The 14,750-nt window shown below is 70.8% G+C and carries 11 protein-coding genes; 4 read left to right on the plus strand and 7 right to left on the minus strand.

The genetic code is table 11. The annotated features are described in order from the left end of the window. Positions 1–158 precede the first annotated feature (158 nt). A complete protein-coding gene (serS, locus tag FS770_RS10285; protein WP_144943080.1) occupies positions 159–1,463 on the minus strand; it encodes a serine--tRNA ligase in 1,305 nt (434 codons plus the stop codon). A 106-nt stretch (positions 1,464–1,569) separates the two neighbouring features. Between serS and FS770_RS10290 the strand changes: the two genes are divergently transcribed. Then, the gene (locus tag FS770_RS10290) at positions 1,570–2,511 is read left to right on the plus strand and encodes a diacylglycerol/lipid kinase family protein (RefSeq protein WP_244944873.1); all 942 of its coding nucleotides are present in this window, start codon (positions 1,570–1,572) and stop codon (positions 2,509–2,511) included. A 150-nt stretch (positions 2,512–2,661) separates the two neighbouring features. On the opposite strand, the gene FS770_RS10295 is transcribed toward FS770_RS10290, so the two are convergent. The 4 genes from FS770_RS10295 to FS770_RS10310 all read right to left on the minus strand — a co-directional run bounded on the left by FS770_RS10295 (position 2,662) and on the right by FS770_RS10310 (position 7,072). After that, on the minus strand, positions 2,662–4,056 hold the full coding sequence (locus FS770_RS10295) for a GntP family permease (protein ID WP_144943131.1): 1,395 nt from the start codon (positions 4,054–4,056) through the stop codon (positions 2,662–2,664). A gap of 5 nt (positions 4,057–4,061) precedes the next feature. Beyond that, positions 4,062–5,063: a prephenate dehydratase gene (pheA, locus tag FS770_RS10300; RefSeq protein ID WP_144943079.1), complete on the minus strand. Its 1,002-nt coding sequence runs from the start codon at positions 5,061–5,063 to the stop codon at positions 4,062–4,064. Continuing rightward, positions 5,060–5,395 (minus strand): rhodanese-like domain-containing protein, encoded by a 336-nt coding sequence (locus FS770_RS10305; protein WP_068471077.1) that lies wholly within the window; start codon positions 5,393–5,395, stop codon positions 5,060–5,062. Before FS770_RS10305 ends, pheA begins: the two co-directional genes overlap by 4 nt. A 141-nt stretch (positions 5,396–5,536) precedes the next feature. Further along, positions 5,537–7,072 (minus strand): amino acid permease, encoded by a 1,536-nt coding sequence (locus FS770_RS10310; RefSeq protein WP_144943078.1) that lies wholly within the window; start codon positions 7,070–7,072, stop codon positions 5,537–5,539. Positions 7,073–7,430: 358 nt separating this feature from the next. Between FS770_RS10310 and FS770_RS10315 the strand changes: the two genes are divergently transcribed. The 3 genes from FS770_RS10315 (at position 7,431) to FS770_RS10325 (ending at position 12,814) form a co-directional block, all read left to right on the plus strand. Next, positions 7,431–9,152 (plus strand): amidohydrolase, encoded by a 1,722-nt coding sequence (locus FS770_RS10315; protein ID WP_144943130.1) that lies wholly within the window; start codon positions 7,431–7,433, stop codon positions 9,150–9,152. A gap of 263 nt (positions 9,153–9,415) precedes the next feature. Next, entirely contained in the window at positions 9,416–11,062 is a 1,647-nt protein-coding gene (locus FS770_RS10320) for a thiamine pyrophosphate-dependent enzyme (protein WP_145011598.1), read from the plus strand. Positions 11,063–11,185: 123 nt separating this feature from the next. Beyond that, positions 11,186–12,814, plus strand: coding sequence for an amidohydrolase (locus FS770_RS10325; protein ID WP_145011602.1), 1,629 nt, complete (start codon positions 11,186–11,188; stop codon positions 12,812–12,814). 191 nt (positions 12,815–13,005) lie between these two features. Here the strand turns inward: FS770_RS10325 and FS770_RS13775 are convergent, their stop codons facing one another. Both FS770_RS13775 and FS770_RS10330 read right to left on the minus strand, forming a co-directional pair. Then, positions 13,006–13,179, minus strand: coding sequence for a hypothetical protein (locus FS770_RS13775; RefSeq protein WP_186366754.1), 174 nt, complete (start codon positions 13,177–13,179; stop codon positions 13,006–13,008). Between the two features lie 123 nt (positions 13,180–13,302). Then, positions 13,303–14,682: an NAD-dependent succinate-semialdehyde dehydrogenase gene (locus FS770_RS10330; RefSeq protein ID WP_144943075.1), complete on the minus strand. Its 1,380-nt coding sequence runs from the start codon at positions 14,680–14,682 to the stop codon at positions 13,303–13,305. Between the last annotated feature and the right edge of the window lie 68 nt (positions 14,683–14,750).

Consider the following 14,750-nt stretch of genomic DNA (forward strand, 5'->3'; position numbering starts at 1 on the left):
TCACCATGGCGGCACGTCCTGCGGTGGACGCCCCGGTGACCTGCGGGTGACGTCCGGGCCACGGGGCGGCAAACGACGACGCCCGCGCACCGTGCGCGGGCACGGCGGGCGGGCGACATCGTCGGAGCGCAGCGTCGTCGGGCGGGGGGCGCGGCTGCTCACGCGACGGGGCGCATGACCTCCTGGCCGCGCATGTACGGGCGCAGGATCTGCGGGATCGTCACGGAGCCGTCCGTCTGCTGGTGGGTCTCGAGCAGCGCCACGAGCCAGCGGGTGGTGGCGAGCGTACCGTTGAGGGTGGCGACGGCGCGCGTGCCGCCCTTCTTGACCTTGCCGTTAGCGTCCGTGGTCTCGGGCAGCCGCTCGCGGATGTTGAGCCGGCGCGCCTGGTAGGTGGTGCAGTTGGAGGTGGAGGTCAGCTCGCGGTACTTGCCCTGCGTGGGGATCCAGGCCTCGCAGTCGAACTTGCGGGCGGCGGAGGTGCCGAGGTCCCCCGCGGCGGTGTCAATCACACGGTAGCTCAGACCGCAGGCCTGCAGCATCTGCTCCTCCCACGCGAGCAGCTTCTCGTGCTCGGCGGCGGCGTCCTCCGGACGGCAGTAGACGAACATCTCCAGTTTGTTGAACTGGTGCACGCGGATGATGCCGCGGGTGTCCTTGCCCGCGGAACCGGCCTCGCGTCGGTAGCACGAGGACCACCCGGCGTAGCGCAGCGGGCCGTCGGAGAGGTTCAGGATCTCGTCCTGGTGGTACCCGGCCAGCGCCACCTCGGAGGTGCCCACCAGGTAGAGGTCATCCTTGCCCACGCGGTAGATCTCGTCGTCGTGCTCCACGTCGAAGCCCGTGCCGTTCATGACGGCCGGGCGCACCAAATTGGGCGTGGTCATGGGGACAAACCCGTTGTCCAGGGCGAGGTCCTGCGCAGCCATCAGCAGCGCGGTCTCCAGGCGGGCGACGTCCCGCTTGAGGAAGTAGAACCGGGAGCCGGAGACCTTCGCACCGCGCTCCATGTCGATGCCGTCCAGCAGCTCCCCGAGCGCCAGGTGGTCGCGGGGCTCGAACCCCTCGGCCGCGAAGTCCCGGGGTGTGCCCTCGGTGCGCAGCAGCACGAAGTCGTCCTCACCGCCGGAGGGGATGCCCTCCACGATGACGTTGGGGAACTGTGCCACGAGCTCCTGCTGCTGGGCCTGTGCATCATCCGCGGTGGCCTGCGCGGTCTTCACATCCGCGGCAAGCTGCTTGACCTGGGTCAGCAGCTGCTGTTTTTCCTCACCCTGGGCCTTGGCCACCTTCTTGCCGAAGGCGTTCTGCTCCGCGCGCAGGGACTCGAAGTCCGTGATCGCACTGCGACGCCGGGAGTCCGCCTCCAGGATGCGGTCCACGAGCCCCGCGTCCGCCCCGCGGGCGGTCTGGGAGGCACGGTAGGTTTCGGGGTCGGCGCGCAGGTCGTTGATGTCGATCACCCTTCCAGGGTATCCAACCGGGCGGTGTCCCGGGGAACGGGGAGGCCGGACCCGTAGACTTGCCGCTGTCGACAACCAGCGTGAACCGATCCCCGGAAGGGACTCAGTGCCGGACAACAAGTGGCAGCCCCAGCGAGTGGCCATGGTGGTCAACCCGATCAAGGCCCAGGCGGGAGTGGCCCGGGATGCGCTGATCGTGGCGTGCCGCAAGGCCGGCTGGGCAGACCCGGTGATCTACGAGACTGAGATCGACGACCCCGGATTCTCCATGGCGCGGCGCGCTGTGGAGTCCGGTGCCGACGTCGTGCTGGCCGCGGGCGGGGACGGCACCATTCGCGCGGTGGGCGAGTCTCTGGTGGGCGGGGAGATTCCCCTGGGTCTCGTGCCGCTCGGCACCGGCAACCTGCTGGCCCGGAACCTGCACGCGGACCTTACGGACCCGCACCACTCCGTGGACGTGGCGCTGTTTGGCTCGCAGAAGGCGATCGACTCCATCACCATGCACCTGGAGACCGAGGACGGGCGCACGGAGGACCACCGCTTCCTGGTCATGGGCGGCGCGGGCTTCGACGCCCAGATCATGGCGGACACCAAGGACGACCTCAAGAACCTCGTGGGGTGGGCCGCCTACGGCGAGGCCGGGATGCGCCATCTGTTCAGCCACCCACGGTGGGCGCGCTTCAGCGTGGACGGCGGCCCGTGGGAGTCCCGCCTGGTGCGTTCCGTCATGGTGTGCAACTGCGGCGAGCTCACCGCCGGGCTGATCCTGGTGCCGAAGGCCAAGCTGGACGACGGCTACCTGGACCTCGTGGTGATGTCCCCGCGCTCGGTCCTTGGCTGGCTGGGAATGGTGGCCAAGGTGGCCTTCCGCCACCGCCACGACCTGCCGGTGATCGACTTCTACAGCGGCAAGTCCGTGCGCGTGGAGTTCCACGAGCCCATCGAGTGCGAGGTGGACGGGGACCTGCTCGGCAGCATCACCGCCCTGGAGTCCATCGTGGACCACCGCTCCCTGCGGGTCCGCGTGCCACCCTCCCAGGCAGACTGACCCAGCCCGGCTGACAGGAGGACCCGGTTCTCCTGGGAGAGCCGGGTCCTCCTGTCAGGGGCTCGCGGGCACCGCCCGGGGACCGCGGCCGGGCGCGGCCGGAACGGGACGCGACGACGTGGCCGTCGTCACCCCCGCCGGGGGGCAAGGTCAGAAGGCCCCGGCCACCGCGAACAGCAGGGCCGCGAGCGCGAAGCCGAGCACGCCGATGATGGTCTCGAGCACCGTCCACGTCTTGAACGTGGTGCGCACGTCCATCTCCAGGAACCGGCCCACGAGCCAGAACCCGGAGTCGTTGACGTGGGAGAGCACCACGGAACCGGCCGCCACGGCCACGACCATCGCGGCCAGCTGCACGCCGTTGAAGTCGCCCGCGAGAACGGCGGGAGAAATCAGCCCCGCCGCAGTGGTCAGGGCCACGGTGGCCGAGCCCTGCGCCACGCGCATCACAGCGGCGATCAGGAAGCCCGCGAGGATCACGGAGATCCCCAGATCCGCGAGCACGTCCTCGAGGGCGGCACCGATCCCGGAGGTGCGCAGCACGCCACCGAACATCCCGCCGGCGCCGGTGATGAGGATGACCGAGCACACGGGACCCAGTGCGGAGTCGAACGTCTTCTCGATCGCGGTGCCGCTGAGCCCACGGGCCCGGCCGATGCACAGCGCGGCCACGATCAGTGTGATGGTCAGCGCGAGGGGGGTCTCGCCGAGGGAGCGCAGCAGCTGGAACCATGTCTGGGATGCGGTCTCCTGGGACACCGCCCCGGATTTCGCGAGGGTTCCCAGACCGGTGTTGAGGAAGATCAGCACCATGGGCAGCAGCAGCATGGCCACCACGGTGCCCACCTTCGGCGGGTTCCGCACGTCCTCGGCCTCGCCCAAAATCGTGGGCACGGGCAGGGAGATCCGGCGTCCGACCACCTTGCCGAAAAGGTAGGAGGACACGTACCACGCGGGGATCGCACAGATCAGGCCCACCAGGATGATGTAGCCCACGTTGGCCTCGAAGAACGTGGCCGCGGTGACGGGCCCCGGGTGCGGTGGCAGGAACACGTGCATCACGGAGAACGCGCCCACGGCGGGCAGCGCGTAGGTCAGCACGCTGCCTCCCAGGCGGCGGGCCACCGAGAAGACCACGGGAAGCATGACCACCAGGCCTGCGTCGAAGAAGATCGGGAAGCCGAACAGCAGGGAGGCCACGCCGAGCGCGAGCGGTGCGCGCTTCTCGCCGAAGGCCCGGATCAGCCGGTCCGCGAGCACCTGCGCGCCGCCGGAGGTTTCCAGCAGGCGCCCGAGCATCGCGCCGAGGCCCACGAGCAGCGCAACGCTCGCGAGCGTCTTGCCGAAGCCGTCAAGCATCACGGGGACCACCTGGTCCGTGGGGATCCCGGTGGCGAAGGCCGTGAGGGCCGAGATGATGATCAGTGCCAGGAACGCGTGCACGCGCAGCTTGATGATGAGCACCAGCAGCACGGCAATGGCCGCCGCTGCGATGAGCAGGAGGGGGCCTGCGGTGAGCGTCTGGCTCCAGCCCTCGATGTCCATGGACGTCACTGTCCTTTCAGGTTGTCGACCCACGAGCGGGCCTGGATGAACGCGGCGTCACTGTGGTGCTTCGCCACGCGGACCTCGCGCCTGTCCGCGCGGGGGTAGGAGCCGAGGAAACGGGTGCGGGGACAGATCCGGCGCACGCCCATGAGGGCGTCAGCGACGCGGTCGTCCTGGATGTGGCCGTCGATGTCCACAGAGAAGAAGTAGTCGCCCAGGTGGGTCTTGGTGGGGCGGGACTCGATACGGGTGAGGTTCACGCCGCGGGTGGCGAACTGCTCGAGGATCTCCAGCAGCGCCCCGGGGCGGTCCTCCCACAGGGGGACCACGAGCGAGGTCTTGTCCGCGCCGGTGGGGGCGGGCATGGTGGCGTCCGGGCGGGCCACGAGCACGAAGCGGGTCACGGCCTTCTCGTTGTCGCTGATGTCCTCCGCGAGCACCTGCAGCTCCGGGTGCCGCTGCACGACCACCGGCGAGCACACCCCGGCGTCGTATCCCAGGCCCTGGGTGCTGACCCCGCCGCGGCCGTCGAGCATGGCCACCGCGGAGGCCGCCGTGGACGGCGCCGGGACGTACGTGACGCCTGGCAGGTTCGTCTCGGCCCAGCCACGGATCTGCGCCCACGCGTGCGTGTGGGTCGAGACGGTGCGGACGTCCTGCAGCCGCACGCCGTCCGGTGCCACGAGCACGAAGCGGATGGGCACGAGGATCTCCTGCAAGATCCGCAGCTCGGCGCCGAAGGAGACGTCGTCGAGGGTGGCGCTCACCCCGCCCTCCACCGAGTTCTCGAGGGGCACGACGGCGGCGTCCACCGTCTCCTCGCGCACCGCGGCGAGTGCGGCCGGCACCGAGTTCATGGGGATGCACTCGGCGTCCGGCGCCCCCGGAACCTGCATCAGTGCGGCTTCGGTGAAGGTGCCCTCAGGACCGAGGAACGCGTAGCGACGGGCGCGTGGCCCCGGGTCCGAGGGACCCGGGGCCACGCCGGAGACCGCCGCGTTCACAGAACGCGCGCCGTTTCCCCGGTCTCGGACACGATGGGTCTGCCTGCGTCCGCCCACGCACCCATGCCGCCCAGCACGTTCACGGGGTCGTAGCCGTACTGCGCGAGGTACGCCGTGGCGCGCAGTGACCGACCGCCGGAGCGGCAGATCACGTAGACGTCCACGTCCAGCGGCACCTCGTCGGTACGCTCGGCGAGCTGCGAGAGCGGCAGGTGCTGGGCGCCCTCGATGTGCCCGGCATCCCACTCGTCCTGCTCGCGCACGTCCAGCACGGGTGCGCCCGCGGGGATCTCGTCCACGCTCGCGGACGGCAGGTTGTTGATGTTGTCCATGTGCTCCTCCAGCCTCGGTCCCGCCGCTTTTCGCGGCGCCCCGGATTTACCAGTGCTCCACCCTAGCGGCAGGGCAACCGATTCCGGCGGGTCCGGGGGCCGTGGCGCGGCTCACGTCCACGGTCCGGGGGACGACGGTGCTCAGCGCGTGCCGGGGCCCCGCCCCTCGCCCTCGGCGGCACCGTTCCCCACGGCGTCGTGGTGCCCTGCCTCGTCGTCGTGCTCCTCGTTCGAGGGTGTGAGGTCAGGCAGGCCGTTGCGGCGCACGTGGCGTCGGGAGATCTCGTAGCCGATGTTCGTGGCCACCAGGATCAGCACACCGGCCAGGAGGCTGTAGTACCAGTGGGGGTTGCTGAAGTCGAACATGATGTAGAGGGAGAGCACCGTGAGGAACACCAGGCACACGTAGTTGGTCACGGGCGCACCGGGCATCTTGAAGTGAACGGGCGCGACCTGCCCGCGGGCGACCTGGCGCCGGTAGCCCAGGTGGGAGACGAAGATGGAGATCCAACCGAAGAGCACGAAGATTGAGCAGGCGCTGAGCACCACTTCGAACGCGTCCGAGGCGCCCAGCGCGTAGATCATCACGATGCCGACCAGGTCGAAGCCGAAGATGCACAGCAGCGCCCCCGTGGGCACACCGCGGTGACCCACCGAGGCCATCACCTTGGGCGCCTGGCCGTGCGCGGAGAGGTTGCGCAGCAGCCGCACGCTCGCGTAGAGGGTCGCGTTCACGCCGGAGATCGCCGCCGTGAGCACCACGAAGTTCATGATCCCGGCCAGCGCGGGGATGTGCAGGGAGGCGAGCGCGGTGACGAACGGGGACTCGTCTCCGGAGTACTCGTCCGTGGGCAGCAGCATGGAAAGCACCAGGATGGAGCCGACGTAGAACAGGGCGATGCGCAGCACCACGGAGTTGATGGCCTTGGGCATGGACTTCTCCGGGTCCTTGGCCTCGCCCGCGGACACGCCCACGATCTCGATCGCGGAGAAGGAGAAGACCACGCCGGTCATCACGACCACCAGCACGAGCACTCCCCGTGTGGCGAAGCCGCCGCTCCACAGGTTGGTGACCGACGCCGCGGTGGGGGCGTGGAAGATGTCACCGGCGACCACCAGGACGAGGCCCGCCGCCAGGAAAAGCAGGATCGCGAGCACCTTGACCATGGCCGCCCACGTCTCGATGAACCCGTAGAGCTTCACGCTGAGCAGGTTGCAGCCCACGATCGTCATCGCCGCGACCAGGGACGGGATCCATCCCGGGATCTCTGGCCACCAGAACTGCACGTACACCGCGAGCGCGGCGATCTCGCCCACCCCGGCCACGGCGGAGAGCGCTACATAGATCCACCCCGTCATGAACGCGAAGCGGTCGCCCACGAACTCGCGCGCGTAGGAGACCCACGCGCCCGTGGTGGGGCGGTGGATCACGAGCTCCCCCAGGGCGCGCATGAGCAGGTACACCACGGCGGAGACCACCAGGTAGGAGACGACCAGCGCGGGGCCCGCCGCCGCGAGGCGCCCGCCGATGCCCAGGAACAGACCCACGCCGATGGCACCACCGATGCCGATCATCTGGATCTGGAAGTGGCCCAGGGACTTCTTGTACCCCTGGTCCCCCCTCTCGTGGAAAACGGGCATGGGGCCGGTGGCCGGGGCCTGTGGATCGAAGGGCATGGTGTTCTCCTGCTGTGCGAGGTGGGGCACATCCGCGCGAGAGGCCAGTGGCCCGTCCACACCCCGGGGCGGGGGTGGCCGATGCCGTTGCCTCGAGGGTAGTCGCCGCGCGGGGGGCGACCCCGGCTTGCGTCAGCCCCTCCCGGGCGCGGGCCGGGTGAGCGGGCCGGGGGCCGCGCGTGGTCACCGGTCACGGTCGGTCGCCGCCGGGTCACGGCCCGTCATGGCCCGTGACGTCGCGTGACACGGGGCACACCCGCGCGAGACGATGGGCGGACTCGCCCGCTCGCCCGAGCACGACGTCGTGCCCGGAACCCGGTGCGCGGACCACGCACACGACCCCGAGGACGGCACCACCATGGCACTCGACGTGATCTTCACGAACGGCTCCATCCACACGCAGGACCCCGGGCACCCCCTGGTGCACGCGCTGGGGGTGCACGGCGGCAGGATCGTGAGCGTGGACGAGCAGCTGCCCCGTGAGGCCTTCGACCGAGTGGTGAACCTGCGCGGCGCCACGGTGGTCCCGGGCTTCCACGACGCGCACTGCCACCTGAGTCTGCTCGGCGAGGCGCTCGTGCAGGTGGACGTGAGCCCGCGGGCTGCGCCCACCATGGCGGAGCTGCTGGAGCGGATCGGCGCGGCCGCGCGAGACTCGGAGCCGGGCGAGTGGGTCATGGGCCAGGGCTACGACCAGAACTACCTGGACGGCCACCACCCGCTGGCTGTGGAGCTGGACGCCGTGGCCCCGCTGAACCCTGTGTGGCTGTGGCACAACTCGCGCCACATGGCGGTAGCGAACTCGGCCGCCTTCGCGGTGGCCGGCTACCCGGGGCGCGCCGGCTTCACCGTCCCGGAGGGCGGCCGCGTCCCGCTGGACGACGACGGCTCGGCACAGGGCCTGCTCGAGGAGACCGCCCGCGCGCTGGTCTCGGACCACCTCCCGGCCAAGACCACGCGCGTGGTGGCCGAGCAGATCGGGGCCGCGGGCGACGTCGCCGTGGCCGCGGGAATCACGTCCATCACCGAACCGGGGCTCGGGGCCCCCGCGCACCTGGGCCAGTCCCCCACGGACATCGCCGCCTACCAGCTCGCCCGGGACGAGGGGCTGCTGCGCGTGCGCGCCACCGTGATGCCCTACCTCACAACCCTGCACCCCGTGGACCCCACCGGGCTCACGGTGGCCGAGCCGTACCCGCACGAGGGCCAGGGGTTCGGACTGGATCTCGGCATCCGCTCCGGGATGGGCGACGAGTGGTTGCGCATCGGCGCGGTCAAGGTGCTCTCGGACGGCTCGCTGATCGGGCGCTCCGCGCTGATGACGGTGGGCTACGAGCCCGAGACCTCCCCCGCGGACGACGCTCTGTCCGCGGAGGGCGAGCCCCACTCCTGCGCCGCGGAGGAGAACCTCGGATACCTGCAGTTCCCCCGCGAGTGGCTCGAGGCCCGACTCGTGGCCGCCCACGAGAACGGCTGGCAGCTGGCCGTCCACGCCATCGGCGACGGCGCCGTGGACGTGGTCCTGGACATCATCGAGGAGGCCCAGCGCCGGTTCCCGCGCGAGGACTGCCGCCACCGCATCGAGCACTTCGGAGTGGCCAGCGAGGAGCAGGTGGCACGCGCGGCGTCGCTCGGCGTGGTCCCCGTGCCGCAGGGCAGGTTCGTCAACGAGCTCGGCGATGGCATGGCCCGTGCGCTCGGGCCCGAGCGCACCCGGTTCTGCTACCGCATGAAGTCCCTGCTGGAGGCAGGCATGACGGTGCCCGCCTCCACGGACGCGCCCATCGTGGACTACCCGCCGCTGTCCAACATCCACGACATGGTCAACCGCCGCACCGCCTCCGGAGCAGACTTCGTCCCGGAGGAGCGCATCACCGTGGACGAGGCGCTGCACGCCTACTCCGTGGCCAGTGCGCAGGCCTCCCACCAGGAGCACGAGAAGGGATCCCTGAGCGTGGGCAAGCTCGCGGACTTCGTGGTGCTCTCCGAGGACATCTACGCGGTGGACCCCACGAGCATCAAGGACATCGGGGTCACCGCCACGGTGATCGGTGGCGAGGTGGTCCACGGGAGCCTGTGAGCGCACGCGCCGTCGACCACACGCACCGGCGGCCGCACGCACCGCCCACCGCTCCCGCCGTCGACCGATCACGCCGCGGGGTCCGCCCGGGACGGCCCGCGGGCCGTGCGCACCCGACGGCGCACGTGCGGACCGCGCCGATCTCGACGGCGCGGCGGTAGGCTCACGGGACCACCGCCCACGTGGCGCGGGTCACCCCGGCCACCCCGGGTGACCGGGACCGCGAGCATCCCGGGCCCCCGCCAGGACACACAGGAGTAGACATGCCCGAGCAGTCGGCCGGCCACCTGATCGTCGAGTCCCTCGAGGCCCACGGCGTGGACCGCGTGTTCACCGTGCCCGGGGAGAGCTTCCTGGACGTGCTGGACGGGCTCCACGACTCGTCCGTGCAGAACGTGGTGTGCCGCCAGGAGGGCGGGGTGACCTACATGGCGGAGGCCCACGGCAAGCTGACCGGCCGCCCGGGCGTGGCCATGGTGACCCGCGGACCGGGCGCGTCCAACGCGTTCGTGGGCGTGCACCTCGCGTGGCAGGACTCCACTCCCCTGGTGCTCTTCGTGGGCCTGGTGCCCGTGGCGCACCGGGAGAAGGAGGCTTTCCAGGAGTTCGACCCGCACCAGTGGTTCGGCTCCCAGGCCAAGCGGGTGATGGTCCTGGACGACCCGGACCGGGCCTCCGAGTACGTGGCGGAGGCGTTCTTCGCCGCGAGCTCCGGGCGCCCCGGCCCCGTGGTGGTGGGACTGCCGGAGGACGTCATCACCCAGCGCACGGACGCCCCCGTGGTCCCGCCGCTGCCCGTGGCCGAGGGCGCGGTCTCCGCGGAGGAGCTCTCCGAGCTGGCAGCCGCACTGGAGACGGCCGAACGGCCGGCCATCATGCTCGGCGGGCCGCGGTGGACCCCCGAGGCCGCCGCGCTGGTCACCGGCTTCGCGGAGCGCCACGGCATCCCCGTGGTCTCCGACTGGCGCGCCGGGGACAGGATCCGCACCGACTCCCCCGTGGCCGTGGGCGAGCTCGGCTACAGCCGCACCGAGGACACCGTGCGTGTGCTCACGGAAGCGGACCTGCTGCTGGTGGTGGGCACCACCCTCTCGGACATCCCCACCGACGGCTTCACGCTGCGCCAGCAGCACTCGGCACGCAACTGGGTGGTCAACGTGGACGCCGGGCTGCGCCAGCACTCCGGGGCGGTGACCCGGCACATCCTGGCGAGCCCCGTGGCCTTCGGGAGCGCCGTCGCCGGCATGGAACTCGGTGAGCACCCCGACTGGACGGACTGGCTCGAACCCGCCGCCAACGCGCACCGCGAGCACATGCGCATCCCGTCGTCCGCCGGGAACAACGCTCCCGGGACCGCGGACATGGAGCTGGTGGTGAAGGCGCTGCTGCCCCACCTGCCCGAGGACACCGCCGTGACCACCGGCTCGGGCAACCACACCGCGTGGGCGCAGCGCTACGTGCCCAAGGGCGGCTACCCGTGCCACTTCTCGGTGCGCAACGGGACCATGGGCTACTCCGTGCCCTCCGCCGTCGCCGTCTCCCTGGCCCAACCCGAGCGCTTCGTGCTCTCGGTCTCCGGGGACGGCGAGTTCCTCATGAACTCGCAGGAGCTCGCCACCGCGGTGCAGTACGGCGCGCGCCCGCTGATCGTGGTTGTGGACAACGGCCAGTACGGAACCATCCGTGCGCACCAGGAGCGCCACTACCCCGGCCGGGTCTCCGGCACGCAGCTGTGCAACCCGGACTTCGCCGCAGTGGCCCGCGGCTACGGGGCGCACGGTGCGCGGCTGGAGCGCAACGAGGACATCGAGGGCGTCATCGCCGACGCCGTGCGCGCCGTCACCGAGGACCGGGTCCCGGCCGTGGTGCACGTGGTCGCGGACCCGGCGAAGCTGCTGCCCGGCATGTAGCTGTCCCCGCAACGGCGGCGTACCGCACCCCTCGGGTCTGCGACGGGGTCGCCGTAGGGTGGTCCGTGACGATCGGCGGCCACCAGCCGCTGCCGTGCTCGGCGCACCACGAGGAGTCCCACCATGCACCGCCTGTTCCACAACGCCACGGTCCACGCCATGAACCCGGCCACCGGCTGGACGCCCCAGGGCCAGTGGCAGTCCCACAGCATGGCGCACCCGAACGCGCTGCTGACCTCCGGGGACCGCATCCTGGCCGTGGGCGACTACCGCGAGCTGAAGGACCAGGCGCCGCTGGGCACGGAGCGCACGGACCTGGGCGGTGGGTTCGTGATGCCGGGCATGGGGGACGGCCACATCCACTCCGCCATGTACTCCCGCTCGCTCATCGAGCCGGACATGCGCCACTGCACGGACCTGGACTCCGCGCTGGCGGTCCTGCGCCCGTTCGTGGAGCGGGCCATGGCGGACGAGTCGATCACCTGGATCTTCGGCGGGCAGTGGAACATCAACGCGTGGACCACCACCGAGCTGCCGGACCGCCATGTCCTGGACACCGTGGCCCCGGACATTCCCGTGGCCCTGAGCTCCCTGGACCTGCACACCCTGTGGCTGAACTCGAAGGCGCTGCAGGAGCTCGGCCTGGACCGCACCGTGAAGGACCCGGACGGCGGCGAGTTCGAGCGCTACGAGGACGGCGAGCTCACGGGTGTGCTGCGCGAGGCCGCGGCCATCCCCATCCGGGACGGGCTCATGCAGTCGGACGTGTCCGGGGACATCGACAGCTACCTCCCCCTCGGGCAGCGCGAGCTGCTGAAGCGCGGCATCACGTCCATCCACGACATCGACGGCGTGGACTGCCTCCACGCCTACCGCAAGCTCCGCGAGCGCGGTGAGCTGGACATCCGCGTGCACAAGATCCTGCGCCAGGAGCAGATCCACGAGTTCATCCGCCGCGGGATCCGCACGGGCGCCGGTGACGAGTGGATCTCCATGGGCCCCCTCAAACTCTTCGCGGACGGCGCCCTGGGCTCCCACACGTGCCACATGTCCGAGCCGTGGCCCGGCACCCAGGACCACGGGATGAGCGTCATGGAGCCCGCTGAGCTCGACCACTGGATCCACCTGGCCGCCGCGGCGGGGATCGCCTCGGCGGTGCACGCGATCGGGGACCAGGCCGCCAGCGAGGCCCTCGACGCCATCGCCACCACCAGCTCCATCTCCCGCGCGTTCGGGCTGCGCCACCGCATCGAGCACGCGCAGTACATCAAGCGCGGGGACGTCCCCCGGCTGCGGGAGCTCGGGGTCACCGCGTCCATGCAGCCCGTGCACTGCACCTCGGACATGCCCATGAACGGCTTCCTGGAGGGCCGGGACCTCGTGGCCTACGGGTGGAACAGTCTGCGCGCGGCCGGAGCCGAGCTCGTCTTCGGCTCGGACGCCCCGGTGGAGGACCCCAACCCGTTTTACGGCATCCACGCCGCCATCACCCGCACCCGCGACGGGCTCCCCGAGGGCGGCTGGCAGCCCCACGAGACCATCACGCGCCCCGAGGCCGTGGACTACTACACCCACGCCGTGGCCCGCGCCTCCTACGAGGAGAACCTCAAGGGCTGCCTCGCCCCCGGGATGCTCGCGGACTTCGTGTGCGTGGACCGGGACGTCTTCGCCGAGGACGCGCAGGCCGTGCGGGACACCGCGGTGCGCACCACCGTGGTGGGCGCCCAGATCCGCTACCAGCGCGAGGACTGAGGCGGGCGCGGAGACCGCGCCGGTCGGCGTCGTCCTCGGAGGCGACGCCGCCCGCTCGCCGTACGCGGCGACGTCGCCCGCGCACGGCACAGAGCGATGTCGCCCGCCTTCCGCGCGGGGGCTCAGTGCCGGACATGGCCGGGCAGTCAGGCGCTCAGCTGCAGGCGTCGCACCCGCACGTCGGCCGGCGGTCAGCCACAGTGCCGGGCCGATGACGGGCCGCCAGTGTCAACAGCAGCTGCTGAGCGGGCGTGCGCGGCCTTGTTCTTCGCGGGCGTCCAGATCGCCACGAGCCACAGGACCGCGGCTACCGCACCCAGGGCGAACATGAACTGGGCGATCGGTGACGGAACGAGCGGGTTCATGGGGCCCTCCGGGGTTCGTTGGCCCGTGACACGAGGCGTCTTTCACGGCGAGATCCTCGTCCCGCCAGAATGCGACGACGCCCCCGCACCTACCACGGTGCGGGGGCGTCGTCGACCGGGGCCCTACTTCTTCTTGGGCGTGTGGATCAGCTTCTTGTTGGCGAACTCCTCGATGCCGAACGGGCCGAGCTCACGGCCCACGCCGGAGCGCTTGACGCCGCCGAAGGGCAGGTCCGGGGCCGTGTCAGTGACGGCGTTGACGAAGACCATGCCGGAGTCCACGCGCTGCGCGACCTCCAGGGCCGCGGCCTCGTCCGCGCCGAACACGGAGCCGCCCAGGCCGAACGGCGAGGAGTTGGCGAGCTCCACAGCCTCGTCCACGTCCTTGACCTTGTAGACCACGGCCACGGGACCGAAGATCTCTTCCGCGTACGCACGCATCTCGGGGGTGACGTCCGCGAGCAGGGTGGGTTCGATCCAGGCGCCCGGCTTGTCGGGCTTTCCGCCACCGGCCAGCACGGTGGCGCCCTTGGCCACGGCGTCCTGGACCTGCTCCATGATCTCGTCCCGGGCACCCACGGTGCTCACCGGGCCCACGAAGGTCTTCTCATCCGTGGGATCCCCCGGGGTGATGCCCTGCACGGCCTGCGCGAAGTTCTCCACGAACGTGTCGTAGGCGTCCTCCAGCACGATGAAGCGCTTGGAGTTCGTGCAGGCCTGGCCGCTGTTGCTCATGCGCCCGGAGACCGCCTGCTTCACGGTGCGCTCCACGTTGGAGTCGTCCAGCACGATGAACGGGTCCGAGCCGCCCAGCTCCAGCACAACCTTCTTGAGGTTCTTGCCGGCGGTGGCCGCGACGGACGCGCCCGCCCGCTCCGAACCGGTCAGGGACACGCCCTGCACCGCCGGATCCGGGATGATGATCTCCGCGACCTGGTCGTTGGACGCGAACACGTTGATGTAAACGTCCTCGGGGAAGCCCGCCTCGTGGAAGAGCTGCTCCTGCACGAGCGCGGACTGCGGGACATTGCCCGCGTGCTTGAGGATGACCGTGTTGCCCAGCATCACGTTCGGGGCCGCGAACCGCGCCACCTGGTAGTAGGGGAAGTTCCACGGCATGATCCCCAGCAGCACGCCCGTGGAGTCCAGCACCACGCGAGCCTCCCCGCCCGTGGACGGGTTGAGGGTGCGGCCCTTCATGAACTCCTCCGCGTTGTCCGCGTAGTAGTCGTAGATCGCGGCCGCGATCTGCACCTCACCGGCGGCTTGCTGGGCGGGCTTGCCCATCTCCAGTGTGATCAGAGCGGCCAGCTCGTCCTGGCGCTCGCGGTAGAGCTCGGCCATGCGGTGCATCATGGCGGCGCGCTCCGCCACCGGCACGTTGCGCCAGCTCTTGTACTCCTCGGCGGAGCGGGCGACGGTGTCGCGCACCTCCTGGTCCGAGGCGGTCTCGAATTCCTTGACGGTTTCCCCTGTGGCGGGGTTGATCGTTGCGTAAGCCATGGTGCGAGCCTATGCGGCGTCACACCGCTTCGACAGGGCGTTCACGCAGGGCGATAGGTCGGCCGCCG

This window comes from Kocuria salsicia, from assembly GCF_007681555.1.
In the GTDB taxonomy this organism is placed as follows: Bacteria; Actinomycetota; Actinomycetes; order Actinomycetales; family Micrococcaceae; genus Kocuria; species Kocuria salsicia.

Excerpts from the sequence above, each read along its gene's own strand:
- FS770_RS10295 (WP_144943131.1), bottom strand. The coding sequence starts at position 4,056 with ATGGACATCGAGGGCTGGAGCCAGACGCTCACCGCAGGCCCCCTCCTG.
- FS770_RS10305 (WP_068471077.1), bottom strand. The coding sequence starts at position 5,395 with ATGGACAACATCAACAACCTGCCGTCCGCGAGCGTGGACGAGATCCCC.
- FS770_RS10310 (WP_144943078.1), bottom strand. The coding sequence starts at position 7,072 with ATGCCCTTCGATCCACAGGCCCCGGCCACCGGCCCCATGCCCGTTTTC.
- FS770_RS10315 (WP_144943130.1), top strand. The coding sequence starts at position 7,431 with ATGGCACTCGACGTGATCTTCACGAACGGCTCCATCCACACGCAGGAC.
- FS770_RS10320 (WP_145011598.1), top strand. The coding sequence starts at position 9,416 with ATGCCCGAGCAGTCGGCCGGCCACCTGATCGTCGAGTCCCTCGAGGCC.
- FS770_RS10325 (WP_145011602.1), top strand. The coding sequence starts at position 11,186 with ATGCACCGCCTGTTCCACAACGCCACGGTCCACGCCATGAACCCGGCC.
- FS770_RS13775 (WP_186366754.1), bottom strand. The coding sequence starts at position 13,179 with ATGAACCCGCTCGTTCCGTCACCGATCGCCCAGTTCATGTTCGCCCTG.
- FS770_RS10330 (WP_144943075.1), bottom strand. The coding sequence starts at position 14,682 with ATGGCTTACGCAACGATCAACCCCGCCACAGGGGAAACCGTCAAGGAA.